This window comes from Chlorobaculum sp. 24CR, from assembly GCF_004118635.1.
Lineage (GTDB): Bacteria > Bacteroidota > Chlorobiia > Chlorobiales > Chlorobiaceae > Chlorobaculum.
This window is the reverse complement of the sequence record NZ_SDGU01000087.1, coordinates 1-24,608: the sequence shown is the minus strand read 5'-3', so window position 1 is coordinate 24,608 and position 24,608 is coordinate 1. Positions and strand designations below refer to the sequence as shown.

The window sequence follows — 24,608 nt, the reverse complement described above, 5'->3', positions numbered from 1 at the left end:
TTCCCATCATGAAACGGCTGCTCACGCTGCTCATCCCGCTTCTTGCCATGCTGTTCAGCTCTGCTGCGGCACAGGCGTCTATGCGTCCTCCTGTTGGCCCCATGAATATCGAAGGGGTGATCGAGACGATCGCGTGGGCGCCAGACACGTTTATCAAGGCGAAGGGCATCTGGCGCAACGGGCAGTGGCATCCCGCTTCAGGCACACTTGGCCGTGACCGCACCCGCCGCGCCCACTACCGGATTACCCTCGTCGATGCAAAGGTCGAAAGCCTGCCCGGAGCCAACCACTCGCGTTCATTCCGGAGCGGAGCCGCGATTACCGTTTTTATTGCCCATCCGGCAGATGACGGCAGCCTGAAAAAGGGAATGCGGATCAAAATATCTGATTACACCGTCCGTGGCGATGAAGGCGGCGACCGGTACTCGTTCAGCGCGGTGACGATAAAAGACCGTCACAAAACGCTGTACCCCGCCCGCTATCCGTAACCGGTCGCCCGGAAAAGATTCTGTCTGGCGACTTTCGCCTCCACGAAAAAACACGTCAAAACACCCGATTATGCTTCAGCACTGTTGCATGTTTGCATAACTGTCGCTATCATTTACAGTTGCGCAGTACTTACGCTCGTTCGCATGTCATGGAACTGCCTTGTCCTTCCCGTGCTTCTCGTCAGATTTTCTGTTCAACCAAGCCACCATTCATGGGGTCATTCAAGCGGTATATCGTCGTTTTGACGCTTCTCTGCGTGTTTGCGCAGATCAACTGCTGACTTGTTGCGGCCGGTTTCTCATGAATCGCAAGGCGATTACGGCGAGCGTCTGCGGACAGAAAAGCCGAGACTACGCCGGAGCGTGTTTTCTGCAAAAGAAAATCGTGGCAGCTCCAGAAGAGCCGTGCCCCGAAGATTGCCGCGAACTGCTCGCCGAGGAACAGGGCGTCGAGCCTGAAATCCGGCGCTTTTGGAGCGCACCTGTGGCGGGCCGAACGTTTGCGCCTCGCCTGAATCGCAAGCTCCGAACGGTCGTTCTGCCGGGCGTAGATCATCCCCCTGACGCCTGAGCGCTCGATCAACATTGTGTTGTCAGCGCTCTCGTACCGCATGTATTTTTAACGGCCACGCGCGATGACGGGCCGCCTTTGATGCAATACACGCTCCGTGAGAGCGTTTACGCCATTTGACAACCGCCCAATGACTGCATTCTTAACTTTTATTATCACAATGCGTTATCATGAACAAACCACATGAAATACTGCTGAAGTTCAGGCCGCTTGCTGCGCTGCTGCTCGCGCTGGCAATTGCTCCGGCGACAGCTCGGGCCGAGGATGCGCAGTCCGGAGAGATTATCGTGAAGGGCAAACCCGATGCAGCGCAAGGCGCAATCGAGGCGAAACGGCTGAAAAGCAGCGACACGGCGACGCTGCTCGAAGACGCGGCAGGCGTCAACGTCCAGTCCGCGGGCGGGGTGTCGGGCCTTCCGGTCATCAACGGCCTGGCCGACGACCGGCTGCTGGTCTATGTCGATAACATGATCGTCTGTTCGGCCTGCGCCAACCACATGAACCCTCCGCTCTCCTACATGCCCTCGTCGAGCGTGGGAAATATTTACGTCAACACCGGCGTAATTCCGGTCAGCGAGGGGGGCGACAGCATCGGCGGTTCGATCAGGGTCGAGTCGCAACCGCCGCTCTATGCCGTCGATGACCAGCTCCGTGCCGAGGGGGTCGTGTCGTCCTGCTACCGGAGCAACAATCGCGCTGCCGGAGCGTCGTTTGGCGCAACGGTCGCCAGCCGGAACCTGAGCCTCGGCGTCACCGGCTCGATCGATCACGCCGATGATTACCGCGACGGCCACGGTAACAAGATCACCTCCACCTACTACGAGGCGCGAAACTTTGGATTGACCCTCGGCGCCAGGTCAGAGAATCACCGGATGACGCTCAAGGCCGGGCATCAGTACATTCCGGGCCAGGGATTCGTCAACCAGTGGATGGACATGCTCGCCAACAACTCCACGTTCGTCAATCTCGGCTATCACGGCAGTTTCGACTGGGGCGTAATCGACGCCACCGGCTACTGGCAGAATACCTGGCACAAGATGGATTCCGGCGACGACAAGCTCCCGATCAATCTCGCGCCGCCGCCGACCATGCCCTACATGCCGATGATCACGCGCGGTGTTTCTGTTGGTTATACCCTCAAGACCGAGATCAACCTGACCGATGACGACATCCTCAGAATCGGCAACGAGTTTCACCGCTTCAGCCTGAACGACTACTGGCCGCCCGTGGAGGGCTACCCCTCGATGTGGCCGGAAACGTTCCTGAACATCAACCACGGCCACCGCGACCGTTACGCATTTTTTGCGGAGTGGGAGGGGAGCGTCTCCAGCACCATGACGGCGATTCTCGGCGTGCGCAACGAGCAGGTCAGAATGGACACCGGCGACGTACAGGGCTACAATGACCAGAATTCCTTTACAACCACGAGTGGAACGACGACGACCAATTACCTGCAAGATTCAACCACATTCAATGCGGCAGATCACGCAAAGAGCGACAGCAACTGGGACTTCAGCGCAATTCTGAAGTACGAGCCGGACGCTGTTTCCGCTTACGAACTCGGCTATTCGCGCAAGACCCGCTCGCCAAATCTCTACGAGCGTTACGCCTGGTCTCGATTCTGGATGGCCAGCGGAATGCTCGGCTGGTTCGGCGACGGCAACGGCTATGTGGGCAATCTGGATCTCCGTCCGGAGGTGGCGCACACCTTCAGCCTGACGGGCACGTGGCGTGATGCAGACCGGAACCGCTGGCAACTGAAAATCACGCCGTACTTCACCCATATTCACGATTACATCGGCGTAAAAAAAGTCGGCGAAAAAATTTTCACCAATGAGACGCGCAACATCCTCCAGTTCACCAACCATAACGCGGAACTTTACGGCATCGACATTTCGGGTCAGGTGGCGCTTTGGGGCAGCGAAGGGTTCGGCAAGGGGCGGCTTTACGGAACGATTGGCTACGTTCACGGTATCAATGTCGAAAACGGAGAAAGCCTCTACCACATGATGCCGCTGAACGCCCGCGTGGCGCTGGAGCAGAAGCTCTCCGCCTTCACCAACACCCTTGAGATGCAGCTTGTCTCGACGAAAAGCGAAACCGACCCGCTCCGCTTCGAGCCGCAAACGTCCGGCTATGTGCTGGTCAACCTCGGCTCTTCTTACGAGTACAAGAACCTGCGGATCGATGTCGGGGTGACGAACCTGTTCGACAAGTTCTACTACCTCCCGCTGGGCGGCATCAATTACGACGATTTTCTTGCAAGCAAGAAGAGTACCGAATTCGAGCCGCTTGCCGGGGCAGGGCGTTCGTTCAACATCGGCTTTACTCAGAAATTCTGAGCAGAATCGTAGTTTCTGGATTCGAGGCTGACGAAGCGAAGCCGTAGTTGTCCGGCTTCGCTTCGTCGCGGTCAACAGTAATTATTTCGATGTAACCCGAGCAACGCTCAAATCCGCTACCGGCAGCGCACCTGCCGGAAGCCGCCAGGAATGGCAAGACAATTTCTGTTGTTTCCGTGCTGTGTTTTCAAGCCATGAACCGGGGAGGCAAATGCCGACTCATGGATTTTTTCCTTTATTGCTTTTTTATGAAAAAAGTTTGTGCATCCACGCAGACATTTGTTGTAATCGACGTTGTAGAGTATATTTTCACGGCCAAATCCTCACGCGAGGCGTGTTTTGCCAGCGGACATCTCGTCTTTAAATCCTCTTGCGCCCCGTCATCAGTATCTTGTTTTAATTTTTGCTGTTACTGCCGGGTAAAGAAACGGGATTCAGAAAATCTCTCATGATCCGTCATCTGCATATAAATTTAACAATTGTTATTCATCACACAGAAAATCACCTATACATTGCGGCTTTGATACGTTTTGACCAGGTTTGTTTTTCAATGCTATCATCTCTTTCTTCACTGCATAATTCCCATGAACATGATGCGATTCAACATGAAAACATTCAGAACCCTGGCTATTGGATGTGCCCTATTCTTCGGTTTGAGCGCCAGCGGCCACGCATTTGAAAAGGGTGACAAGATCGCTGATTTTACGCTGCCCGGCAAAGCGGGCACGGTAAAGCTTTCGGACATGGCGGGATCGGTGATCTATCTCGATTTCTGGGCGTCGTGGTGCGGGCCGTGCCGACAGTCGTTTCCGTGGATGAACCAGATGCAGGCGAAGTACAAGGCGAAAGGGTTCCAGGTGCTTGCCGTCAACCTCGATACCAAAACCGATGACGCCATAAAATTTCTCGCGCAAGTTCCGGCGAATTTCACCGTGGCGTTCGACCCGAAAGGACAGACGCCTCGCGTGTATGGCGTCAAGGGAATGCCGACAAGCTTCCTGATCGACCGGAACGGCAAGGTGCTGTTGCAACATGCCGGATTCAGGCCTGCCGACGAGGAGGAGCTTGAGCGCCAGATTCAGGCGGCGCTGGGGGGCAAGTGATGAAAAAAAGAGTTGTTCTGGCCGGATGCTCGCTGCTTGCACTGCTTACGATGAGCGGACTTTCGGGATGTTCGAGCGTCCAGCCGTGGGAAAAGCAGAACCTTGCCAAACCTGCAATGACCTTTGACCGCGACCGGCTCGATACCGGTTACACCGAGCATATGTACAGCAGCAAGGAGGCGGCCTCGGGCGGCTCCGGAGTTGGCGGCGGCGGATGTGGATGCAACTGATTGCATGAAAGGTGTAAAGATAATCAATAACGGTTTCGCTGCTGATGCAATCGACTCAAGGGAAAAAATCGAACAGAAAAGCCAGAGTTCTCGGCTCCATCCTCGCCAGCGCCGCCATGCTGCTGCCATCAGCGAAAAATGCTCTGGCCGACGCGGCTCCCGAAGAGGGGGTCGTCAGCCTGAAATATCTGAACTATCACGACCGCCAGACGGGTGATACAAGCTTTACGGCGGGCATGTCGAAGGATCGCACAACGGTCAATGCGCTGTCGCTCATGACCGTTGTGCCGATTGCGGGCAAGTGGTCGATCGCGACGACCTTCATCGAAGATTCGGTCACCGGCGCGTCGCCAGCCTACCATGGCTGGGGATTTCCGCCGGACAGCAAAAAAGATACCACCTCCGGCGCTTCGGGCGATCTGCGATACGTCGGTGATCTCGCCGTCACCCGCTACTTTTCGCGAGGTACGCTCACCGCCGGAGCGAGCTATTCGCAGGAGTCCGACTACATTTCGCGCGGCATTTCACTGAACGGCACCCTTTCGACCGAGAGCAGGAACACCACCTTCAGCCTCGGAACGGCCTACAGCAGCGACACGGTTTTTCTGAACAAGTCGAACGTCGTGGACTCGAAGCGGAGCGACACGCCGGGGCGCAAGCGCGTCGTCTCCGGGCTGTTCGGCGTGACGCAGGTTCTGTCGCAAAACGACATCATGCAACTGACCGCCACCTACACGCACGGAAACGGTTATTACAGCGATCCCTACAAGGATCCTGACGCAAGGCCAGGCAAGCGGCGGATGTTCACTCTCATGACCCGCCTGAACCACCACTTCGACGGCCCGGATGGCACGGCGAGGCTTGCGTACCGCTACTACACCGACACTTTCGGCATCGAGGCGCACACGTTTACGGCGGAGTACGGCCAGCCGTTGCCGCATGGTTGGGAAATTACGCCAATGGTGCGGTACTATTCGCAAAGCGCCGCCAGCTTCTACGTGCCGACCGGCGACGATCCGCGAAAACCAACCCCGACGGACGGCATGGAGTACTATTCGGAGGATCAGCGGCTATCGGCTTTCGGCGCGTTCAGTTACGGCGTGAAGGTCGCCAAAGAGCTTGGGCGGAGCTGGAGCGCCGACGTGAAGTACGAGCACTCAGAGCAGCGCTACAACTGGGGCATCAACGGCCCCGGCGACCCCGGCATCCCGACGTTCGATTTCAGAAGCATCCAGGTCGGCCTGTCGCGCAAGTTTTAAGATTGACGGCGGAGAGAAAAATGCCGATCTTGATGTAATTTCGTCCCTTATGCAACGATTTGAATTCAGGGCGATGGGCGGCGGCGGCGAAATCGTGCTCGCCGGTACCGCGAAAAAAGAGTCGAAAGCGCTCGCCGCGCTCGGCATCGTGGAGGTCGCCCGCATCGAACGGAAATATTCGCGATACCAGCCAGAGAGCGTGGTATCGCGGATCAACGATTCCGCCGGAAAGGCGTGGGTCGAGTGCGATGAAGAGACGACGGCGCTCCTCGATTACGCCGATGCGGTGTCCCGAAGCAGCGGCGGCGTGTTTGACATAACCTCCGGCGTCTTGCGGCAGGCGTGGAATTTCGACCGCGCCGAAGTACCTCCGCCGGAAGCGCTCCTGCCGTTGCTGAAGCTGGTCGGCTGGAGCCGCGTTGAGCGGCAGGGAAGCGCCGTGCGGTTGCCGGATGAGGGAATGCAGCTCGACTTCGGCGGCATCGGCAAGGAGTACGCCGCCGATGCTGCCGCCGAGCTGCTCGCCGAGCACGGCGCGAAGCATGGCTACGTCAATCTCGGCGGCGACATCCGCGTGATCGGCCCCAAACCCGGCGGTGAGCCGTGGAGTATCGGCATCCGCGACCCGCGCAACCCCGGCGGCACGATCGCCTCGATACCGGTCAGTTCCGGTGCGATTGCGACCAGTGGCGATTACGAGCGCTATTTCGAGTCGGCGGGGCGGCGATATTGCCACATCGTCAACCCGAAGACGGGCTGGCCGGTGAGCTTCTGGCGCTCGGTCACGGTGCTCGCGCCACTCGCGACGACGGCGGGGAGCTGCGCCACGGTCGCCATGCTGCTGGAAGCCGAAGGACTGACCTATCTGAAGCGTTCGGGATTCAGCTATCTGACTGTCGATCAGTCGGGCAGAATGTTTTACAACCACTGAACCAACACTGAAAAAATATGATAAAAAAATCAACCCCTCGACGCCTGATCTCGGCTCTCACCGTGCTGCTCATCATGCTCATCCGAAGCGCGAGCAGCATGGCTGCGGACTTTCTCGATCCCGAACAGGCATTCGTGCCGAGAGCCGAACTGACGGCAAAAAACGCCATAGCCATTCACTGGAAGATCGCCAAATCGTACAAGCTCTACCGTGACCAGATCAAGGTGAGCGCATCGGGCGGGCAGGCGAGTCTCGGCAATCCGGTGTTTCCCGAAGGCATCCTTTTCACCGACCCCACGACCGGCGAAAAGCAGGTGATCTATCACGACGAGCTGACGGTCGAAGTTCCGGTCAAGCAGGCATCAGCGCCATTCACCGTGAACGTCGAGTACCAGGGGTGCTCCGAAGATGGGCTATGCTATCCGCCGATCTCCACGGCCTTCCTGGTCGATCCGTCAAAGCCGGGCGCGCTCGCCGTTGCCGCCGGAGCGGATGGCGCAGACACGGCAGGCCTGTCGCTCGCGCTGGCTCCCGCCGCGCCAGCTCCGGCGGCAGCGGAAAAATCGGGTGGCAAGAACGACCTGTCGCTCGCCCAATCGACGCTCGAAAGCGGAAGCTGGTGGAAGATTTCCGCCGCGTTCCTGCTCTTCGGCCTTCTGCTCTCGTTTACCCCCTGCGTGCTGCCGATGGTGCCGATTCTTTCATCGATCATCGTCGGCGAAGGGGAGACGACCAAAACCAAAAGCTTCCTCATGGCGCTGGCCTACTGCCTCGGCATGGCGCTGGTCTATACTTCGCTTGGCGTGGCCGCGGGCCTTGCGGGCGAGGGACTTGCCGGAGCGCTTCAGAAACCGTGGGTGCTGGTGCTGTTCAGCCTCTTGCTCGTGGCGCTTGCGCTCTCGATGTTCGACGTTTATGAACTCCAGATGCCCGCCTCACTGCAAACAAGCCTGAACAAAACCACCAGCAAGCTCAAGGGCGGCAAATTCGCCGGAGTGTTTCTGATGGGCGCTGTTTCGGCCCTGATCGTCGGCCCCTGCGTTGCCGCGCCACTCGCCGGAACGCTGGTCTATATCAGCCAGACCAAGGATGTGTTCATCGGCGGCCTGGCGCTGTTCTCGATGGCGATGGGCATGAGCGTGCCGCTGCTCCTGATCGGCCTCTCCGCCGGAAGCCTGTTGCCGAAAGCCGGGGCGTGGATGATCGGCGTCAAGTACGTCTTCGGCCTCTTGCTGATCGCTGTGGCCATCTGGATGGTCACTCCGGTGCTGCCTCCGCAGGCGCTGATGGTCGCCTGGGGCGCACTCGGCATCCTCTCTTCGGTCTTTGCCGGAGTGTTCGGCCCGCCCTCCGAAAAGCTCACGATTGGCGGCAAGTTCACCAAAGCGCTCGGCCTCGTGCTCTTTATCATCGGCGTCATGGAGCTCGGCGGAGCCGCGTCGGGCGGTACGAATGCGCTCGAACCGCTGTCGGGCCTGCGTGGCTCCTCCGCGACGCTCGCGCCCGACGAGGAGCATCTCGCCTTCAAAAGAATCCGCTCTATCGAGGAGCTTGACCGCGAACTGCAAGCCTCGGCGGGCAAGCCGGTGATGCTCGATTTTTACGCAGACTGGTGCGTTTCGTGCAAGGAGCTGGAGCAGTTCACCTTCAGCGACCCGAAGGTTCGCCAAGCCCTCTCCGGCGTCACGCTCTTGCAGGTGGACGTGACCGCAAACAACGCCGACGACAAGGCGCTGATGAAACGCTTCAACCTCTTCGGCCCTCCCGGCATCATCTTTTTCGACCAGTCAGGCCAGGAGCAGAAGGAGAACCGGATCGTCGGCTTTGTGGAAGCCGGAGAGTTTCTGGGGCACTTGGGGAAATTATGAATGATGAGTTATGAATGATGAATTGAAGAAGAGATGACGAAAAGTTGACGAAAAGGGAGTTGGAATGATGGGGCGGTTCTGACTTGTCGGGGCCGCCCTTTTGCTTTATGCAGAGCGACAGACGGGAGGTGTTGTTCTTGCTTTTTATTTGGTATGCCAACTTTGGGATTTTTTTCGGCAAACAGTTGAAATATCAATAAAAAACACCCTGCCGAAAAAACTGCTATCTTTTTCTTGGTAAAGGAGTTAAATGCTTTTTGTACTTTATTTGCAGCAGTATCGACAATAGCTCCAAAAAGTCATGCCCCTCCCCGTTCCTCACGGATGTCACAAACCGTCAATCCAGCTCGTAGTCACTCCTCGCTTTGCCTCATTGATTCGCAGACGGATTTTGCTGTACTCGATACCGGCTTCGCACAAGAAAAATTGAAGTGAAATAATCCATGCGCTCATTCGCAAAGAAAACGCAAGTCAGCCGACAGGCGGCTCAACCTGCTTCCGCAAAGTCCAGCCAACCATTTTTTAACCAAAGCCATACGCCCGATCCATTCTTCAAGAAGCAACCTGAAGATCAGAAGCCAGGCTCGGAGATGAAGGCGGATAAACGCCTGAGCCGTCTCGACTTCAGCGAATCGACACGCCCTCCGTCAGGGGCGAGGTTGCGCGTTCCGTCATCGGCTGAACTTCAGAATATGCTGAGCGTGGGGAGCGTCAACGATGCTGTCGTCCTTTCGCGAGTTCGCAAGCTGCTTGAGCGCATGAACCGCGAAGGGCGGCTTTACTCTTTGACCTGCAATGCCCAGAGTGATCTCGATACCGATCTCGACCGTGTGATGAAGGATATTTTTCCATTACCGGGTCAGATCGACCAGTCGGCATACGAGCGCTATATCAACCCCGCCGACCGTACAATGGTGTACCAAACCGTCCGCGAAGCAATCATCACTCCTCACAAAGAGCACCGTGACAAGCTGAAGCTGGGGCTTCTGGCGGCAGCAGGCACAGCAGCGGTAGCAGCACAGGACGTCGATGGTCTCAAGGAGGTGTTCGGTGTAACTGAGGGCTCCGAATGGCTGGGTTACATCTACGTCATTACGGCGCATCAAAACTACCTGGCGATACAGAAGCGGCTGAGCGAGCTGGCTTTCAACATTGAATCGAAAATCACCACCGACTATAACCTCGACGCCAGGGAGGCGTTTGTTTCCGGATGGGCGTCAAATGGGGTGCTGCATGTGAGGGCGAAAATTGTCACCGAACCTCTTGCGACAAGTTCGAAGGCAACGTTCATCCACGAGGCGGCTCACCTTGTCAACTCCAATATCAAGGACTACGTCTATGACGATAAACCGGGATTCGATACAGCGGCGGCAGAAACCAAGATCAACAATGCCGCGCACTATGAAGAGCTGCCGAAGCGCTACTGGGGAGTAAGCGCCTACAAGGGCAAGACCTTTACACCCGGTCTCTCGAATTCGGGCAAGAGCCTGACAGCCGAGGAAAAAATCAGGCAAAAAGCGGTGAACTACTTCAGAATGGCGTGGCACTCTGCCGTCATGGTTCAGGATATGCTCCGGGATGTTCGCAAGGAGCAGTTGAATGGCAAGAGATTCGACAAGGGGTGGTGGTCGGAGGCAAAAATGGATACGCGATTGCACGAACTGTCGCAGTTGATGGATCTGACGCTGCATGAGCAGTGGGGCTGGCCACCGGAAATCACTCTGCTTGACGTTACCACGGCCGAAAGCATCGCAAGGGAGGTTCATATGGCTGGCGATCACGTCGCAAAGTTGTCAAAAGATCAGATTATGTCGCCGCTGCCGCCGCAAAAGTTGCTTCAATTTCTCTTAGAAGACCAGGGTGTTATCATTGCGGCCAATTCAGCCCTGAAAGCTCATGGTAGCTTATTGGGTGATCCCAACCGGGACCTCAAGCTTTTATTCTGGCTCCACGACCATTACGAAAAAGTTTGGCCATGACCGGCCACGCGCGTCACAATTTCTCGCGGAGCGGCTTCAGCAATGAGTGAAGCGTTTTCTCAATCCGGGCGTTGTGGCGAGTTACCGGAGCTGTGCATCTTGCTGTTGCATGAAATTCCGGCCCGGATCGGGCAGAAGCTGTTGTTCAAACTTTTCTTACATTATTTATATGATTGTTTCGCAAGAGTTTTCTGACAGCCCAGGCCGTTGTGCTTCGCGTCGTAACACCCGCCAATGAAGCCGACCGGCAGGCTGATTGACGCCGGAAAAAACCGAAAGGAGATTGCTGATGGGTACATTCGCAAGGAAATCGAAGTCTGGTTCACAGAGCGCAGCAGTAAAATCTGCTAATCCGGGTCGATCATTTTTTACGCCGAGTCGTGGAGCCGACTCGTTTTTTCAAAGACAGTCCGAGACTTCGCAAACGGTTCCGGGCGCGACGAGTGAAACAGCTCCAACCATCCAGGCATCGCGAGGGCCAAAGCCGGGGGCGAGAGTTGAGAGTATCAGCAGTGGCCGCGCATTCGGCGGCGTGAGCCGGGTGCCGTCGGATGCTAAATGGCGTGTGCCGCCGTCGGCTGATCTTCAGGCGATACTCTCGTCCGGCACGGTTGACGAGTCTGTCGTGCATACGCGTGTTCGCCGATTGCTCGAACGGATGCACCGCGAGGGGCGGCTCAACTCCGCCACCAGCGCGACCGACATCGGCGTGGTGATGGACGAAATATTTCCGTTCCCGGGTCAGCTCGACCAGGCGGCCTACGAACGCTACATCGATCCAGCCGACCGGACAATGGTGTACCACTCGGTCCGGGACGCCTACACCACGCCAAATCCCGCCGACCGCGCCGATCTCGCCACCGCCATGCAGGACGCGGCTGCCACGGCGCAGACCGTTTCGACTGACGAGGCGGGACTCCGCGCGGTGTTCGGCCCCACCGAGTGGAGTAATGCGCAGGCCGGATATCGGCTGATTAACAACAAGCTCGTCGCCATAAGCGCCGACATCGCGCATCGTATCAGCACCGATTACAACCTCGATGCGCAGGAGACCTTCCTCGGCGGGTGGGCCAGTTTCGGCGATCAGCACATCCATCTGCTCTCAAGGGTTGTCTCCGATCCGCTCACGCCGCGCTCGAAGGTTACGCTCCTCCACGAGGCGGCTCACCTTGCCGATTCCAGAATCGACGATCACGGCTACTACGGCACCCCCGGCTTCGAGGCCGCCGAAGAGGCGATAAAAGTCAACAATGCGGCGCACTTCGAGGAGCTTCCCCGGCGAACCTGGGGCATAAGCAGTTATGTCGGCCAGACATTTACCCCCGGACTCACCAGCTCCGGGGCGCCCCTCACCACCGAGGAGCAGATCAGAGCCGGTGGGGTGCAGTACTATCGAAAAGCGTGGGATGCGGCTTCGGACTTCGACAGTCTCATCAAGGATGTTCGCCGCAACCAGTTGGACGGCACGCCCCTTGACGGAGCGACGGTCGCCCGGATGCTCGAAGTCTCGCCGCTGATGGATCTGACGCTGCACGAGCAGATGGTTTCGCCGCCCGAAGTCACCCGGCTCGACATCACCACATCGGAGAGCATCGTCCGGGCGATGAGCATTGCCAAGCGCAACGTCCCGAACGTGCCAAACGTCATGCCCATGGGGCCGTTCCTCTCCACAGCCGACGAGATCGCCGCAGGTGTGAGCCTCGCCGTTGACGCAGCCATGGCCGCCTACGGAGGCTTGTTGGGCGATGCCGCGCGAGACCGTCGGCTCGTGGACTGGCTCCACGACCACTACCGGAACGTCTATCCATGACCGAACAAGCCTCAACGATCCTGTTCGCCGGTCAGCGATTTCCGCCTGGCGCCAAAGTGATCGACCTGGTCAACGCCCCGGTTGTGACGCTCGATCCGTTGGGCGAACTGCCAGAACTGCGCGTACTGCGGATCCGGCTAACCAACCCCCACGAATCGCCCGGAGGCGCTCTGCTCGACTTGTCGGTGCTGCGCAACTGCTCGCACCTGGCCGTTGTCGAAATTCCAGAACAGAACGTGCGTTCGCTCGACGGAGTGGAAAATCATCAAGAGCTGCACACCCTCGACCTCAGCTTCACGCGAGTCGCCGACCTCACGCCGCTCGTCGGTCTGCCCGGCCTCGCCATTCTGCGGCTGCGACACACGCGCGTCGCCGACCTCGCGCCGCTGGCCTCGATCTCGACGCTGCAAGAACTCGACATAGCCCACACCCCCGTCGCCGATATTTCTGCCCTACGCCACCATCCGTCGCTCGTAGCTCTCGACCTGCGAGCCACGCGCGTTACAGACCTCTCCGCGCTCGCGGAAATGCCCGCGTTGAGGCGAGTCGTCGTACAGCGGCTTGACGTGGATGAAGCGGCGATAGGGCGATTGCGGAAGGCTCGGCCTGATGTTGAGGTGGTTGGGTGAGACTCCGCATTTCGCACGGACAAGCCCCTGTGCTTGTCTGCTGCTACTACCTCATGGGGAATTTGAAGGTCGGCAAATGGCGTGTGTCACCACATTTTTTGTACATTTCAAGCAATGAAATTGTCCCGGCAGATTCAGATTTACGAAACCTGCGACTCAGCCAATCCAACCATCTGCTCAGCTCCGATCAATGAATCAGGAACTCTTGACACTGGTCAGGAACAAAGCGGCGGAAAAAATCCTTTTTCTGCCTCATGCGTCGAGACAGATGATGCGTCCTGATCGGATGATAAGCACTGCAGAAATCAGGAAAGCCATCTTTGAAGGTGAAATCATCGAAGATTATCCGCAAGATGCAAGAGGGCATAGCTGTCTCATGCTCGGATATGGTGAGGGTGACAGGGCCTTGCACATTGTGTGCTCACCGAAAGACGAATATCTGGCCGTGATTACTGCTTATATTCCAGATACGAATCAATGGATCGATGATTTTAAATCCAGGAGAAAACCATGAAATGCATGTACTGCCAGGCTGAAATGAAGAAAGGCACTGTGCCGTTTCACATTGACAGAAACGGCATTCACTTGAGTCTTGACGAAATTCCTGCGTGGGTATGCCCGCAATGCGGTGAATCATACTTTGAAGAAAAAGAGGTCGATTCAATGCAGGCGTTAGTCAAGGCGGTAGAAGAACAGACGCAAAGGTTTTCCAAGACGGCGTAGAAAAAGTTAAAGGGAAAGCTGTTTATTTTCTGCCCCACACTGGTATCGTTTGTATTCCCCCATTTTCACAACCCCTCGAAAAACCTCTCCAGCGAAGTCTGCGCCACCTCATCTTCTCCAGCCTTGATAAGCTCGAAGGTCTTGTTCCCCGCCTTCGGATGCCAGAGCGAAATCACGGCAGCTTCGGCGACGTCGCCGCGAGAAATCGAGCCGCTGATGCGGTCGCCGGTGTCGAAACGTAGTTCGTGCCGGAAAGCCGAGCCGTCGAGGAGGCCGCCGGGGCGGAGGATGGTGTGGCGGAATTCCGCTTCTCCGTAGAGCTTTCGGACGGCCTCTTCTCCGGCGAGCTTCATGTCGAGCACACGGCCGTACTTGTTGAGCGGGTGTTCGGGATGGGTGACGCCGAGGGAGCTGATGAGCACGAAGCTCCCAACGCCCGCCGCTTTTGCCGCCGTGGCGAGGCGGATCACGCCGTCGCGGTCGATGGCCGACGGCGGAGGTGCTTCGGGGTTCATCACGTTGCCGCCGATGGCGCAGATGACGGCGTCGATACTCCGGACGGCGGCCTCGACCTCCTCTTCGCTGAGCACCGAGCCGATGACAAGCCGATCCACGATTTCAGGGCCGAACAGCTCCATCGCTTTTTCGCCTGACTGCACGAAAAGCCGGAAGTCGATGCCGTGCGCCTGAAGCCGCCGCACGACGAGTCGGCCGGTTCTGCCAGTCGCGCCCGCGACCAGGACGGTGCCGTTGAATGGTGGTTTCATCGGAATGTGTCAGTTTTTTCTTCTTCTAAAGGAGGGCGGTTCCGACCAGTCGGGACCGCTATTATTGCTCCAGCGACGATAACTCCCCAACGGCTTTAAAACAAGAAATTGGGCTAAAGCCCTTGTATTTATTGTTTTATTCGCATACCCCGGACTAAAGTCCGGGGCAATTGTTTAAGAGTTTTATCGCTTCAGCAATGAACAATGATTTATGGAAACATCGAGAACTTCACGTTCATAATCATGGTCAGGTCAACCAGCGCGTGCAGCACGAAGACGGTGCGCAGGTCGCGGTACCAGAAGAAGGCGAGCGCCCAGCTCAGGGCGATCATGAGCTGGATCGGCATGAAAAAGGGCTTGAAAGAGCTGGTCTGCACGACGTGCTCCGGAAGGATGTTCAGCCAGAAAAGACCGTGAATCAGGCCGCTGTAAATCATGAAAAAGAGAAATCCGACGATGAAGCCCGCCCACTGGTTGTCGGTGACTTTGCCGATGAGCGACTGGCCGAGACGGAACACGGCGTAAAACATGAAGGTTTCGGCAATGCCGTTGCCGACGCTGAAAATAAGGACACTCCAGCCGTCGAGAATACGCCCGCCATCGGTGGTCGAGTTGGTGTAGATGTAGGCATTCAGGGCGAGAATCACCACCGAAAAGATGATGAGGCCGATACGCCGCGCGTCGTATGGCGGCTCTGGAGCGGTGATGTCCTTGCGGAAAAACACCACGCCGATAATGATGGCGATGGCCCAGTAGATGTAGATTTGCAGCGGCGCTGGAATGGTATCCATTGATCGTTGAGGTTTTGGTTCAGGAAAATTCTTCGACCGGCTCGAACGCCTCGGCGTGGTATGAACTGCGCACGAACGGGCCGGACTGCACGTGGCGGAATCCGGCATGGAGCGCGATTTCGCGGTACCGCTCGAACTCCTCGGGCGTCACGTAGCGGCTCACCGGCAGATGCGCGGCGGTCGGTTGCAGGTACTGGCCGATGGTGACCATGTCGCAGCCGTGCCGACGCAAATCGCGCAACGCGGTTTCGACCTCCGCCGCCGTTTCGCCCATGCCGACCATCATGCCCGATTTGGTGGCGAGCCGGAACTGGCGCTTCGCCCGCTCGATCACCGCAAGTGAGCGCTTGTAGGATGCCTGCGGGCGCACGGCGGCGTAGCGTGACGGCACGGTTTCGATGTTGTGATTCAGCACTTCCGGACGCTCCTGCATCACCGTGTTGAGCGCCTGTTCATCACCCTGGAAATCGGGAATGAGGCACTCGATGCTCACGCCGGGATTGACCTCACGAATCGCCCGGATGGTCTCGACCCAGTGCGACGCGCCGCCGTCGTCCAGATCGTCGCGGTTGACGCTGGTCAGGACGGCGTGCCGGAGCTTCATCGTTTTGACCGCATCGGCAATCTTTACCGGCTCCTCCGGATCGGGCAACGCCGGACGGCGCTCGGTGCCGACCGCGCAGAAGCGGCACGCGCGGGTGCAGACGTTGCCGAGCAGGAGGAAGGTCGCCGTGCCTTTCGACCAGCACTCGTGCAGGTTCGGGCACATCGCCGAGCGGCACACCGTGTGCAGGCTGTGACGGTTCAGCAGCTTCTTCGTCGAGGCGAACGACGAGTCGGTGCCGAGTTTGATCTTGAGCCAGTCGGGTTTCTTTCCGGGGCCGGAGTTCATGCGGCAATGTCGGGCTGAGGTTGAACAAAATTTCATGAATATAGCCATTCGCAAGCATTATGCCCTGCCATGGACAAAATGGGCGAGATGGACGGAGATTGGAGAAAATCGGTACATTGTTGAAGTGAACCGTTCCACTTCACCAATCATCCCTTCGATCATGAAAAGGCTCTTCGCTGTTTTTATGGTTTTTGCAGCCGTGGCGATGCTGCCCGCGATTGCTTCGGCAAAATCGGCCGCCTGCCCGCTGAGTTTCGGGCTGTACAGTTACGAGCAGCGCTCGCTCGTCAATGCCGAAACGTACTGGAAATGCGACTATCCGGTGTTCGAGCGCTCGAAAGCGGGCGACGTCATCAATGCGGCAATCCTTAAAACCGTTATCAGCCGAACCCCTTCACCAGAGTCGCAACCGGCGGTGGCGACTGTCGAGGAGGCGGCCAGCGCCTTTATCAAAGAGTGCGAGGAGCTGATGAAAGACAAGCAGGCGCACTCATGGCCGTGGCAATCGGTAACTTCTGGTGAAGTGCTGCTCGACCGCCGAGGCATGGTGACGGTCTCGATGTTGACCTACGCCTTCACCGGCGGCGCTCACGGCATGACGGTCGCGCAATACCTCGTGTTCGAAACCGCAACCGGCAAGCAGCTCGGTCTGACCGACATTTTTGCGCCGGGATTCGAGGCAACGCTCGACAAGCTGATCGAACGCCGATTCCGCCAGATGCGGGGATTGTCGGAAACCGAGCCGCTCAACAGCGAAAAAGGGGGACTGTTCGAGGACAAAATCGCTCATAACGACAACTTTGCGATCACCGGTTCCGGCCTCCGTTTCCTTTACAACCAGTACGAAATCGCCCCCTATTCGGCGGGCCAGATCACCGTCGATCTCTCCTTCGACGAGCTGCAAGCGATTCTCAAACCCTTGCCAGAACTCAAACCGATGAAGCCATGATGCATCCGGACTCTGGAGCTAAAGCGAAAAAGAAAAGGCAATCGCGATTCCTGTTTCTGCCGATTTTGTGGATGGCGCTGCTGACCGTCTGCCCGGCCTCAACCTTCGCACGCGACTACGCCCAGGCAAAGGTTGAAACGCTTGAGGTCACCTCGACCAACTACGCCGGGCAGCCGCTGTCGTATCCCGAAGGAGAAATGCCGGAGGTGACGGCGCTCATCGTGCACATGCCGCCCGGCAGCTCGACCGGCTGGCACAAACACCCCGTGCCGGTCTATGCCTGGATGATCGAAGGGGAGCTGACGGTAAAAACGGAGAACGGCGTCGAGAAAAAGTTCGTGAAAGGGGAGCCTATCATCGAGGTGCTGAACCTCATGCACAACGGCACCAACACCGGAAAAGAGACCGCAAGTCTTGTGGTGTTTTACGCCGGATTCAAGGGCGTGCCGAACGTCATCAAGGCGGACAGCCCGAAGCCCTGACTCGTCGTCAAAGAGGGTTGAAACCAGCAACATGTGAATGCCATGAATCTCCTTAACAGCAGATACGGACGACGGTTGATCGCAATCCTGAGTCTCGGCGTTCTCGCCCTTTCGGGATGCGGGCGCAACGACCGCTCCGACGGCTATGGCAACTTCGAGGCGACCGAGATTGTCGTTTCATCCGAAGCCTCCGGAAAGCTGATCCGCTACGACGTCGATGAGGGATTGCGGCTCGAAAAGGGCCAGGCGGTCGCCGTGGCCGATACCACCCAGCTCGCGCTCGACCGCCAGCAGCTTCGTGCCCAGCTCCGGGCGCTGGTCGAGCAGAAGCCGTCGGTCGTCGCCGAAGCCAACGTTTATCGCCAGCAGCGTCGCAACATTCAGCGCGATCTCGACCGCTACACGCGGCTGGTCAAAGAGGGAGCCGTACCCTCCAGACAGCTCGAAGCGGTTCAGGATCAGGCCCGCGTCATCGATCAGCAGATCAGCGCGGTCGATTCAAAAATTCCGTCCATCGACTCCCAGGCCAAAGCGGTGCGGGCGCAGATCGACAGGCTCGACGACCAGATCACCAAAGCGGTCGTGCGCAATCCGGCCAGGGGGGTTGTGCTGGCAAACTACGCCGAGCCGGGCGAAGTAGTGAGCTACGGCAAGCCGCTCTACCGGATCGCCGACACCGGCACGATGTTCCTGCGCGTCTGGATCTCCGAAACGCAGCTTTCGCAGCTCAACATCGGCCAGAAGGTCGAGGTGCTCTTCGACGAAGAGAGGGCCGCGAGCAAGCGCCTGACCGGCGCCGTCACCTGGATTTCGTCGAAAGCCGAGTTCACGCCCAGGATCATCCAGACGCGCGAAGACCGCGTCAACATGGTCTATGCGGTCAAGGTGCTGGTCGAAAATCCGGACGGGGTGCTCAAGATCGGAATGCCGGGCGAAATCCGTTTCATCGCCAAAGACGGGAAATGAGTCCGGCGATTCAGACAGAGCGGCTTTGCAAGCAATTCGGCACGGTCGAGGCGCTCCGCGAGGCGAGCCTGTCGGTTGCCGAAGCCGAGCTGTTCGGCCTGATCGGGGCCGACGGCGCGGGCAAAACCACGTTCTTGCGCATCCTCGCCACGCTGCTCGTGCCCGACAGCGGCAAGGCGACGATGCTCGGCCTCGACACGGTGGCCGGATACCGCGAAATCCGGACGCGCATCGGCTACATGCCGGGCCGGTTTTCGCTCTACCAGGACCTCAGCGTCGAGGAGAATCTGAACTTTTTCGCCACCGTTTTCGGCGCGACCGTCGAGGAGAACTACGACCTCATCCGCGACATCTACGTACAGCTCGAACCCTTCCGCACGCGCCGCGCCGGGCAGCTCTCCGGCGGTATGAAGCAGAAGCTCGCCCTCTGCTGTGCCTTGGTGCACCGCCCGGAACTCTTGCTGCTCGACGAGCCAACCACCGGCGTTGACGCCGTTTCGCGCCAGGAGTTCTGGCAGATGCTCCAGCGGCTCAAAGCGCAGGGCATCACCATCCTCGTCTCGACGCCTTACATGGACGAAGCCACGCTTTGCGACCGCGTCGCCTTCATGCAGGAGGGGCGGATGCTCGCCATCGACACGCCGCAAGGCATCACGAAGCTTTTCACGCGCTCGCTCTTCGCCGTGCAGGCACGCGACCGCCACAAGCTCATCCGGGCTCTGCGCAGCTACGAACACGCCCGGTCGGCCTACGCCTTCGGCAGCTCGGTGCATTGTACGGATGCGCGTAACGCTGCCGACCCTTCCGAGCTGGCCGCGTGGCTCCGGTCGCGGGGATTCGACGACGTGACGGTCGAGCGAATCGAGCCGGGCATCGAGGACACCTTCATGGCGCTGATGGAAGAGCAACCGGCGCAATCGGAAGCAGGGAAGGGCGACAATGGCTGAGGCTGTGATCCAGACGGAGAAGCTGACCCGCAGGTTCGGCAGCTTTACGGCGGTTGACGAGATTTCGTTCAGCGTATTGGCTGGCGAAATCTTCGGCTTCCTCGGAGCCAACGGAGCGGGCAAAACCACCGCCATGAAGATGCTCACTGGCCTGCTCGCCCCCACCTCCGGCGAAGCGACCGTGGCGGGCTTTGATGTTTACAAGCAGACCGAATCGATCCGGCGTAGCATCGGCTACATGAGCCAGCGCTTTTCGCTCTATGATGATTTGACCCCGCGCGAAAACATCCGCTTTTTCGGCGGCATCTACGGACTTGGCTCGTTGGAACTTCGCGAAAAAGGGGAGCGACTGCTCGAATCGCTCGACCTGCAAGAGTCCGCCGACACTCACCTCGCCGCGCTGCCGCTCGGCTGGAAGCAGAAGCTCGCCTTTTCGGTAGCGCTCTTGCACGAACCGAAGATCATCTTCCTCGACGAACCCACCGGTGGCGTCGATCCGGTCACGCGGCGGCGCTTCTGGGACATGATCTATCAGGCCGCCGACAGCGGCGTCACGGTCTTCGTCACCACGCACTACATGGACGAAGCCGAATACTGCGACAGGGTCTCGATCATGGTCGATGGCCGAATCGCCGCGCTCGACACGCCCGAAGAGTTGAAGAAGAACTTCAATGCCGAGACAATGAACGAGGTGTTCATCCGCCTGGCACGACCGGCGAAGAGAATGGATAGTTGATAGTTGAAGAATCGGGATCGGGCGGGTTGTTGTAGGGGCTGGCCTTGCGCCTGCCCTCTTAGAAGGGTGCTCGAAATCAAATGGAAACAAGAAATTGGGCTAAAGCCCACGTAAATATGACCTTATTCCTAAACCCCGGCTTGAAAGCCGGGGCAACATGAATGTAAGAGTGTTGAATGTCCGGAGGGTTAAAACCCTCCTGAATACAGGGTTGGATTGTGCGGTCTGCAACAAAACTTGAACAGAAAGCAATTCAATCTCTAATTAATTGCCCCGGACTTCAGTCCGGGGTTAATGGATAAAACATAATAAATCAGGGCTTTAGCCCAATTTCTTTTGATGAGCCTACAAAGACTTATGAATGACAGATAAAGCATGATGAAACGGTTCATCGCATTTATTAAAAAGGAGTTCTTCCACATCGTGCGCGACCGGCGGACGGCGGCGATTCTGTTCGGGATGCCGATTCTTCAGTTGCTGCTCTTCGGCTACGCGATCCGCAATGAGGTCTCCGAAGTGCGCACGGGCATCCTCGATATGTCGCACGACACCGTAACCGAGGCGATCACCGACAAGCTCTTTTCGTCAGGCACCTTCATCTTTGCTGGTACCTTGCAGAGCGAGAAGGAGATAGCGCCAGCTTTCGCGGCGGGGCGGATGAACGAGGTTGTGGTCTTCGAGCCGGACTTCGCCGGGCGGCTGCTAAAGGATGGCGTTGCGCAAATGCAGGTGGTCACGGACGGTTCCGATCCCAACGTGTCGCGCATCGTGACCGGCTACACCCAGGCGGTGGTGCGTGACTGGCTCGCCGAACAGGAGGACGGCTCGGCCCGGCAGGCGGGCGTCGAGGCGGTGCCGCTGATGATGTTCAATCCGTCGCTCAAGAGCGTCTATCTCTTCGTACCGGGGCTGATGGCGATGATCCTGATGCTCGTTTCGGCGCTCATGACCTCCATCAGCATCACGCGCGAAAAGGAGAGCGGCACGATGGAGCTGCTTCTCGTTTCCTCGCTGCGTCCGGTGCAGATCATCGTCGGCAAGGTGGCGCCGTACCTGTTGCTCTCGTTCGTGAACGTTGTCACCGTGGTGTCGCTGGCCTACTTCGTCTTCGGCGTGCCGTGCCGGGGCAACATCGCGCTGCTGCTGGTCGAGTCGCTGCTTTTCATCATGACCGCCCTCTCGCTCGGCATCATGATCTCCACCATCACCAATTCGCAGCAGGTGGCGATGATGATTTCGCTCGCCGGTCTGCTCCTGCCGACGGTACTGCTTTCGGGCTTCATCTTTCCGATCCACAGTATGCCGTGGCCGTTGCAAGCGATCAGCCACATCATTCCCGCCCGCTGGTATCTCGTTATCGTGCGGGGGATTATGCTCAAGGGCGCAGGCCTCGCCGTGCTCTGGAAAGAGACCCTCATCCTGTTAGTCATGACCGTGCTTTTCATGGCGGCCAGCGTTCGGAAATTCAGCGAGAGGTTGCAATGAAGGATCGTATCCAAAAGATAAAAGCGTCACTCGCCGTCGTCGGCTACCTCCTGCAGAAGGAGTTTTTGCAGATTTTCCGCAACAAGGGGATGCTGCCGATCATATTCATCATGCCCTTCATCCAGCTCATCATTCTCTCCAACGCGGCTACCTTCGACGTGCCCGAAGTGCCGTTCCACTTGCAGGATTTCGACCGCACCGCACTGTCGGATCGGCTCGTCAAGCGTTTCACCTCAACCGGCTATTTCAGGATGACAGGGGAGTCGTTCCGGCAGTCGAGCGCCATCGAGGTGCTCTCCGGCAGCGAGGCGAAGATGGTGCTCGTGATTCCGAACGACTTCGAGCGGGAGATGATGACCACCGGCCACGCGCGGGTGCAGCTCCTCATCGACGCCGAGGACGGCTTCACGGCGGGCGTCATTCAGGGCTACGCCAACGACATCGTGGTCGCCTTTAACCGCGACCTGCCGGAGCTGCTGCCGCAACTCGCCGGAGCGCAAGCCGTCCGCCCGGTGATCGAAATGCGACCGAGGGGGTGGTACAACCCGGAGCTGGTCTATATCGACTACATGGTTCCGGGCGTGCTGGTGGTGCTGGTGACGCTGATCGGGCTGTTCCTGTCGGGCATGAACGTAGTGCGGGAGCGGGAGATCGGCACCATCGACCAGATCAACGTCACGCCGATCAAGCGCTGGCAGTTCATCACCGGCAAGCTGCTGCCGTTCTGGATCATCGCGCTCGGCGAGCTGACCGTCGGCCTCGTCATCGCGCGGCTTGGATTCCACGTGCCGATGCTTGGGCATTATTACGTCATCTACCTCGTGGCGGCGATCTACCTGCTCGTGGTGCTCGGCATGGGCCTGCTGATTTCAACCGTCACCGAAAGCCAGCAGCAAGCGATGTTTGTCGCCTGGTTTTTTATCGTGATTTTCATCCTGCTCAGCGGCCTGTTCACGCCGATCCAGAGTATGCCCCACTGGGCCCAGAACCTCACCCTCGCCAACCCCGTCCGCCACTTCGTTGACATCATGCGAAGGGTGATGCTGAAGGGGTCAGATTTTGGGGACATTGCCGCGCCGTTCGGGATTCTGGGGGTGGAAGCGGTGGTGATGCTCACGCTGGCGGCGAACCTGTATCGGAAAGTTTCCGCCTGAACATTTCTTTCGATAGTTCCAATACGTTTTCAAAATCGATGTGTATAGTTCTATGCGTTCACTTTATACGTTTTTTAGAGTTATTTGTTATACTATGTACTATTATCCTATATCAGCTTTTTTTTATCATCAACTACATTTCAAAGTGAATGATATGAACAAATCAGCTTAGTCGAAAAGTGCAAGCGAAATCTAACGCATACCCGCTATGATTATCGTTATAACCAACGATATCAAAGCTTTAGCTCTGTTGTAGATATCTCACGCCACCTCCCTTCACGAAGTCTCTCATCCTTGGACTATTTCAGCATGTTCATATAAGATGAATATAAGCAGAAGCGCCACTCTTGCGGTCATATCAATAACTCACGCAATAGTTTTTGGCTTTTCTCCACTCACGTGCAAGTCACTATTTTTTTATGTCGGCTTTTTCACGAAGATATATATGCGAGTACAGATATGGGCATATATTATTTATGGATTTGCGCAGAAGTTGAATAAATCTATAACAGTTTACTTGTAAATAAGATTATTATTGATTAATATTTTCATATTCATAGAAGGATTGTCATTATTCAGAATCTGCAAGCATTCCATTTCACCACCACTCTTTAAAACATCGAAATGATCATGAAAAGATTGACTGCTTTACTGATGGTTCTTATCGTGATGTGTTTTGCGAGTGATCAGGCTGACGCTGAGACTTCTTTAATTAATATACAGTTTGGTCGAGGTCTTCCGGAGAATATATACTATGGTGGCGGTGTAGTGAACACCGATCCAACGTTAAACCTTACGTGGAATCAGGTTAATGACACGTATTATGATCCTTTTCAGCTTCTATATTCTGACGGAGATGAGAGTAATGCGTATCTGTCTGTTGATGTGAGCGGTGAAGTAAAACAGGTTTCATCTTCTTCGTCTGCGATTGTTGACACCGATCCTACGAAAAAATTGATGCTAGGACATCTCAGTAGTGATGCTGACTATTATGCCAGTATGACTATAACAGGCCTAAAGCCAGGGCTATATAATATTTACATATACTCACAAGGAGTGTTGAATGTCCCAAGCGAGTTGTCAGCGACCGCTACCGTCACAGGCGGTAGTTACAATATACATTTAGAGAGCGATGGGTTAACTCCCAGTTTACTAGAAGGCACAAACTGGCTTATGCTTCCCGTTGTAATCTCTGACGGGAATTTCAGCATGAGTGTTAATGATTTAACAATCGGCACTCTGAATGGTGTTCAGATAGAAGCTGTTCCCGAGCCAGGAAGTGTCATTCTTGTTGGGATTGGAGGGATTATTGTTTTTTGGCGCTTTCGGATGAATTTAAACAAGAATTATGATGTCAACGCTTAAGCTTATCAACAATCACAGTTAAAACCGGTTTTCAATCAAATCGAAATCAATAAAGGATCCTCGAAGCAGAGCTTCGAGGTATTTAGAAGAGTTGGAGCTGCTGTGAATGCAACTTTTTATACTCAATTTCTCGACCTTGAC

General features: G+C 56.9%; 24 protein-coding genes. 20 read left to right on the top strand and 4 right to left on the bottom strand.

Going from position 1 to position 24,608, the window contains the following annotated elements; translation table 11 throughout:
• Positions 1-8: 8 nt before the first annotated feature.
• Positions 9-488, top strand: coding sequence for a hypothetical protein (locus tag EST62_RS12610; protein WP_129052419.1), 480 nt, complete (start codon positions 9-11; stop codon positions 486-488).
• 181 nt (positions 489-669) lie between these two features.
• On the opposite strand, the gene EST62_RS13570 is transcribed toward EST62_RS12610, so the two are convergent.
• Positions 670-1,074, bottom strand: a complete 405-nt coding sequence (locus tag EST62_RS13570; protein WP_167599356.1) for a hypothetical protein — start codon at positions 1,072-1,074, stop codon at positions 670-672.
• Between the two features lie 155 nt (positions 1,075-1,229).
• On the opposite strand from EST62_RS13570, the gene EST62_RS12600 reads away from it, so the two are divergent.
• The 11 genes from EST62_RS12600 to EST62_RS12550 all read left to right on the top strand — a co-directional run bounded on the left by EST62_RS12600 (position 1,230) and on the right by EST62_RS12550 (position 13,933).
• Positions 1,230-3,401, top strand: a complete 2,172-nt coding sequence (locus tag EST62_RS12600; protein ID WP_129052417.1) for a TonB-dependent receptor — start codon at positions 1,230-1,232, stop codon at positions 3,399-3,401.
• 605 nt (positions 3,402-4,006) lie between these two features.
• Positions 4,007-4,504 carry a TlpA disulfide reductase family protein gene (locus EST62_RS12595; RefSeq protein ID WP_245153654.1) on the top strand — a complete coding sequence of 166 codons (498 nt, stop codon included), beginning with the start codon at positions 4,007-4,009 and terminating at the stop codon, positions 4,502-4,504.
• Entirely contained in the window at positions 4,504-4,734 is a 231-nt protein-coding gene (locus EST62_RS12590) for a DUF4266 domain-containing protein (RefSeq protein ID WP_129052416.1), read from the top strand. The genes EST62_RS12595 and EST62_RS12590 overlap by 1 nt, the downstream gene beginning before the upstream one ends.
• Positions 4,735-4,778: 44 nt before the next feature.
• Positions 4,779-5,993, top strand: a complete 1,215-nt coding sequence (locus EST62_RS12585) for a DUF3570 domain-containing protein (protein WP_129052415.1) — start codon at positions 4,779-4,781, stop codon at positions 5,991-5,993.
• Positions 5,994-6,042: 49 nt separating this feature from the next.
• The gene (locus EST62_RS12580; RefSeq protein WP_129052414.1) at positions 6,043-6,924 is read left to right on the top strand and encodes an FAD:protein FMN transferase; all 882 of its coding nucleotides are present in this window, start codon (positions 6,043-6,045) and stop codon (positions 6,922-6,924) included.
• A 17-nt stretch (positions 6,925-6,941) separates the two neighbouring features.
• Positions 6,942-8,792 (top strand): protein-disulfide reductase DsbD, encoded by a 1,851-nt coding sequence (gene dsbD, locus EST62_RS12575; protein ID WP_129052413.1) that lies wholly within the window; start codon positions 6,942-6,944, stop codon positions 8,790-8,792.
• A gap of 443 nt (positions 8,793-9,235) precedes the next feature.
• Positions 9,236-10,771, top strand: coding sequence for a hypothetical protein (locus EST62_RS12570; RefSeq protein WP_129052412.1), 1,536 nt, complete (start codon positions 9,236-9,238; stop codon positions 10,769-10,771).
• Between the two features lie 541 nt (positions 10,772-11,312).
• A complete protein-coding gene (locus EST62_RS12565) occupies positions 11,313-12,581 on the top strand; it encodes a hypothetical protein (protein WP_167599355.1) in 1,269 nt (422 codons plus the stop codon).
• The gene (locus tag EST62_RS12560; protein WP_129052410.1) at positions 12,578-13,210 is read left to right on the top strand and encodes a leucine-rich repeat domain-containing protein; all 633 of its coding nucleotides are present in this window, start codon (positions 12,578-12,580) and stop codon (positions 13,208-13,210) included. Before EST62_RS12565 ends, EST62_RS12560 begins: the two co-directional genes overlap by 4 nt.
• Before the next feature lie 190 nt (positions 13,211-13,400).
• Complete coding sequence (locus EST62_RS12555; RefSeq protein ID WP_129052409.1) at positions 13,401-13,724, top strand: DUF4258 domain-containing protein; 324 nt, start codon at positions 13,401-13,403, stop codon at positions 13,722-13,724.
• On the top strand, positions 13,721-13,933 hold the full coding sequence (locus EST62_RS12550) for a YgiT-type zinc finger protein (protein WP_129052408.1): 213 nt from the start codon (positions 13,721-13,723) through the stop codon (positions 13,931-13,933). The genes EST62_RS12555 and EST62_RS12550 overlap by 4 nt, the downstream gene beginning before the upstream one ends.
• A 65-nt stretch (positions 13,934-13,998) precedes the next feature.
• On the opposite strand, the gene EST62_RS12545 is transcribed toward EST62_RS12550, so the two are convergent.
• The 3 genes from EST62_RS12545 to lipA all read right to left on the bottom strand — a co-directional run bounded on the left by EST62_RS12545 (position 13,999) and on the right by lipA (position 16,383).
• The gene (locus EST62_RS12545) at positions 13,999-14,700 is read right to left on the bottom strand and encodes an SDR family oxidoreductase (RefSeq protein ID WP_129052407.1); all 702 of its coding nucleotides are present in this window, start codon (positions 14,698-14,700) and stop codon (positions 13,999-14,001) included.
• A 209-nt stretch (positions 14,701-14,909) separates the two neighbouring features.
• Positions 14,910-15,491: a hypothetical protein gene (locus EST62_RS12540; RefSeq protein ID WP_129052406.1), complete on the bottom strand. Its 582-nt coding sequence runs from the start codon at positions 15,489-15,491 to the stop codon at positions 14,910-14,912.
• 19 nt (positions 15,492-15,510) lie between these two features.
• On the bottom strand, positions 15,511-16,383 hold the full coding sequence (gene lipA, locus EST62_RS12535; protein ID WP_129052405.1) for a lipoyl synthase: 873 nt from the start codon (positions 16,381-16,383) through the stop codon (positions 15,511-15,513).
• A gap of 160 nt (positions 16,384-16,543) precedes the next feature.
• On the opposite strand from lipA, the gene EST62_RS12530 reads away from it, so the two are divergent.
• The 8 genes from EST62_RS12530 to EST62_RS12495 all read left to right on the top strand — a co-directional run bounded on the left by EST62_RS12530 (position 16,544) and on the right by EST62_RS12495 (position 24,467).
• Entirely contained in the window at positions 16,544-17,332 is a 789-nt protein-coding gene (locus EST62_RS12530) for a DUF3298 and DUF4163 domain-containing protein (RefSeq protein ID WP_129052404.1), read from the top strand.
• The gene (locus tag EST62_RS12525; protein ID WP_129052403.1) at positions 17,329-17,814 is read left to right on the top strand and encodes a cupin domain-containing protein; all 486 of its coding nucleotides are present in this window, start codon (positions 17,329-17,331) and stop codon (positions 17,812-17,814) included. Before EST62_RS12530 ends, EST62_RS12525 begins: the two co-directional genes overlap by 4 nt.
• A gap of 42 nt (positions 17,815-17,856) precedes the next feature.
• Entirely contained in the window at positions 17,857-18,780 is a 924-nt protein-coding gene (locus EST62_RS12520; RefSeq protein ID WP_129052402.1) for an HlyD family secretion protein, read from the top strand.
• A complete protein-coding gene (locus EST62_RS12515; protein ID WP_129052401.1) occupies positions 18,777-19,727 on the top strand; it encodes an ABC transporter ATP-binding protein in 951 nt (316 codons plus the stop codon). The genes EST62_RS12520 and EST62_RS12515 overlap by 4 nt, the downstream gene beginning before the upstream one ends.
• Positions 19,720-20,463 (top strand): ABC transporter ATP-binding protein, encoded by a 744-nt coding sequence (locus tag EST62_RS12510; RefSeq protein WP_129052400.1) that lies wholly within the window; start codon positions 19,720-19,722, stop codon positions 20,461-20,463. The genes EST62_RS12515 and EST62_RS12510 overlap by 8 nt, the downstream gene beginning before the upstream one ends.
• 378 nt (positions 20,464-20,841) lie before the next feature.
• On the top strand, positions 20,842-21,948 hold the full coding sequence (locus EST62_RS12505; protein ID WP_129052427.1) for an ABC transporter permease: 1,107 nt from the start codon (positions 20,842-20,844) through the stop codon (positions 21,946-21,948).
• Entirely contained in the window at positions 21,945-23,102 is a 1,158-nt protein-coding gene (locus EST62_RS12500) for an ABC transporter permease (RefSeq protein WP_129052399.1), read from the top strand. Before EST62_RS12505 ends, EST62_RS12500 begins: the two co-directional genes overlap by 4 nt.
• Positions 23,103-23,732: 630 nt before the next feature.
• On the top strand, positions 23,733-24,467 hold the full coding sequence (locus EST62_RS12495; protein WP_167599354.1) for a PEP-CTERM sorting domain-containing protein: 735 nt from the start codon (positions 23,733-23,735) through the stop codon (positions 24,465-24,467).
• Positions 24,468-24,608 lie beyond the last annotated feature (141 nt).

What these genes read in the sequence shown, in the direction of transcription:
- EST62_RS12530 (WP_129052404.1), top strand. Translation starts at nt 16,544, where the DNA reads ATGAAAAGGCTCTTCGCTGTTTTTATGGTTTTTGCAGCCGTGGCGATG.
- EST62_RS12585 (WP_129052415.1), top strand. Translation starts at nt 4,779, where the DNA reads ATGCAATCGACTCAAGGGAAAAAATCGAACAGAAAAGCCAGAGTTCTC.
- EST62_RS12540 (WP_129052406.1), bottom strand. Translation starts at nt 15,491, where the DNA reads ATGGATACCATTCCAGCGCCGCTGCAAATCTACATCTACTGGGCCATC.
- EST62_RS12555 (WP_129052409.1), top strand. Translation starts at nt 13,401, where the DNA reads ATGAATCAGGAACTCTTGACACTGGTCAGGAACAAAGCGGCGGAAAAA.
- dsbD (WP_129052413.1), top strand. Translation starts at nt 6,942, where the DNA reads ATGATAAAAAAATCAACCCCTCGACGCCTGATCTCGGCTCTCACCGTG.
- EST62_RS12590 (WP_129052416.1), top strand. Translation starts at nt 4,504, where the DNA reads ATGAAAAAAAGAGTTGTTCTGGCCGGATGCTCGCTGCTTGCACTGCTT.
- EST62_RS12545 (WP_129052407.1), bottom strand. Translation starts at nt 14,700, where the DNA reads ATGAAACCACCATTCAACGGCACCGTCCTGGTCGCGGGCGCGACTGGC.
- EST62_RS12500 (WP_129052399.1), top strand. Translation starts at nt 21,945, where the DNA reads ATGAAGGATCGTATCCAAAAGATAAAAGCGTCACTCGCCGTCGTCGGC.
- EST62_RS12505 (WP_129052427.1), top strand. Translation starts at nt 20,842, where the DNA reads ATGAAACGGTTCATCGCATTTATTAAAAAGGAGTTCTTCCACATCGTG.
- EST62_RS12515 (WP_129052401.1), top strand. Translation starts at nt 18,777, where the DNA reads ATGAGTCCGGCGATTCAGACAGAGCGGCTTTGCAAGCAATTCGGCACG.
- EST62_RS13570 (WP_167599356.1), bottom strand. Translation starts at nt 1,074, where the DNA reads ATGTTGATCGAGCGCTCAGGCGTCAGGGGGATGATCTACGCCCGGCAG.
- EST62_RS12550 (WP_129052408.1), top strand. Translation starts at nt 13,721, where the DNA reads ATGAAATGCATGTACTGCCAGGCTGAAATGAAGAAAGGCACTGTGCCG.
- EST62_RS12595 (WP_245153654.1), top strand. Translation starts at nt 4,007, where the DNA reads ATGAAAACATTCAGAACCCTGGCTATTGGATGTGCCCTATTCTTCGGT.
- EST62_RS12510 (WP_129052400.1), top strand. Translation starts at nt 19,720, where the DNA reads ATGGCTGAGGCTGTGATCCAGACGGAGAAGCTGACCCGCAGGTTCGGC.
- lipA (WP_129052405.1), bottom strand. Translation starts at nt 16,383, where the DNA reads ATGAACTCCGGCCCCGGAAAGAAACCCGACTGGCTCAAGATCAAACTC.
- EST62_RS12570 (WP_129052412.1), top strand. Translation starts at nt 9,236, where the DNA reads ATGCGCTCATTCGCAAAGAAAACGCAAGTCAGCCGACAGGCGGCTCAA.
- EST62_RS12560 (WP_129052410.1), top strand. Translation starts at nt 12,578, where the DNA reads ATGACCGAACAAGCCTCAACGATCCTGTTCGCCGGTCAGCGATTTCCG.
- EST62_RS12610 (WP_129052419.1), top strand. Translation starts at nt 9, where the DNA reads ATGAAACGGCTGCTCACGCTGCTCATCCCGCTTCTTGCCATGCTGTTC.
- EST62_RS12525 (WP_129052403.1), top strand. Translation starts at nt 17,329, where the DNA reads ATGATGCATCCGGACTCTGGAGCTAAAGCGAAAAAGAAAAGGCAATCG.
- EST62_RS12495 (WP_167599354.1), top strand. Translation starts at nt 23,733, where the DNA reads ATGAAAAGATTGACTGCTTTACTGATGGTTCTTATCGTGATGTGTTTT.
- EST62_RS12580 (WP_129052414.1), top strand. Translation starts at nt 6,043, where the DNA reads ATGCAACGATTTGAATTCAGGGCGATGGGCGGCGGCGGCGAAATCGTG.
- EST62_RS12520 (WP_129052402.1), top strand. Translation starts at nt 17,857, where the DNA reads ATGAATCTCCTTAACAGCAGATACGGACGACGGTTGATCGCAATCCTG.
- EST62_RS12600 (WP_129052417.1), top strand. Translation starts at nt 1,230, where the DNA reads ATGAACAAACCACATGAAATACTGCTGAAGTTCAGGCCGCTTGCTGCG.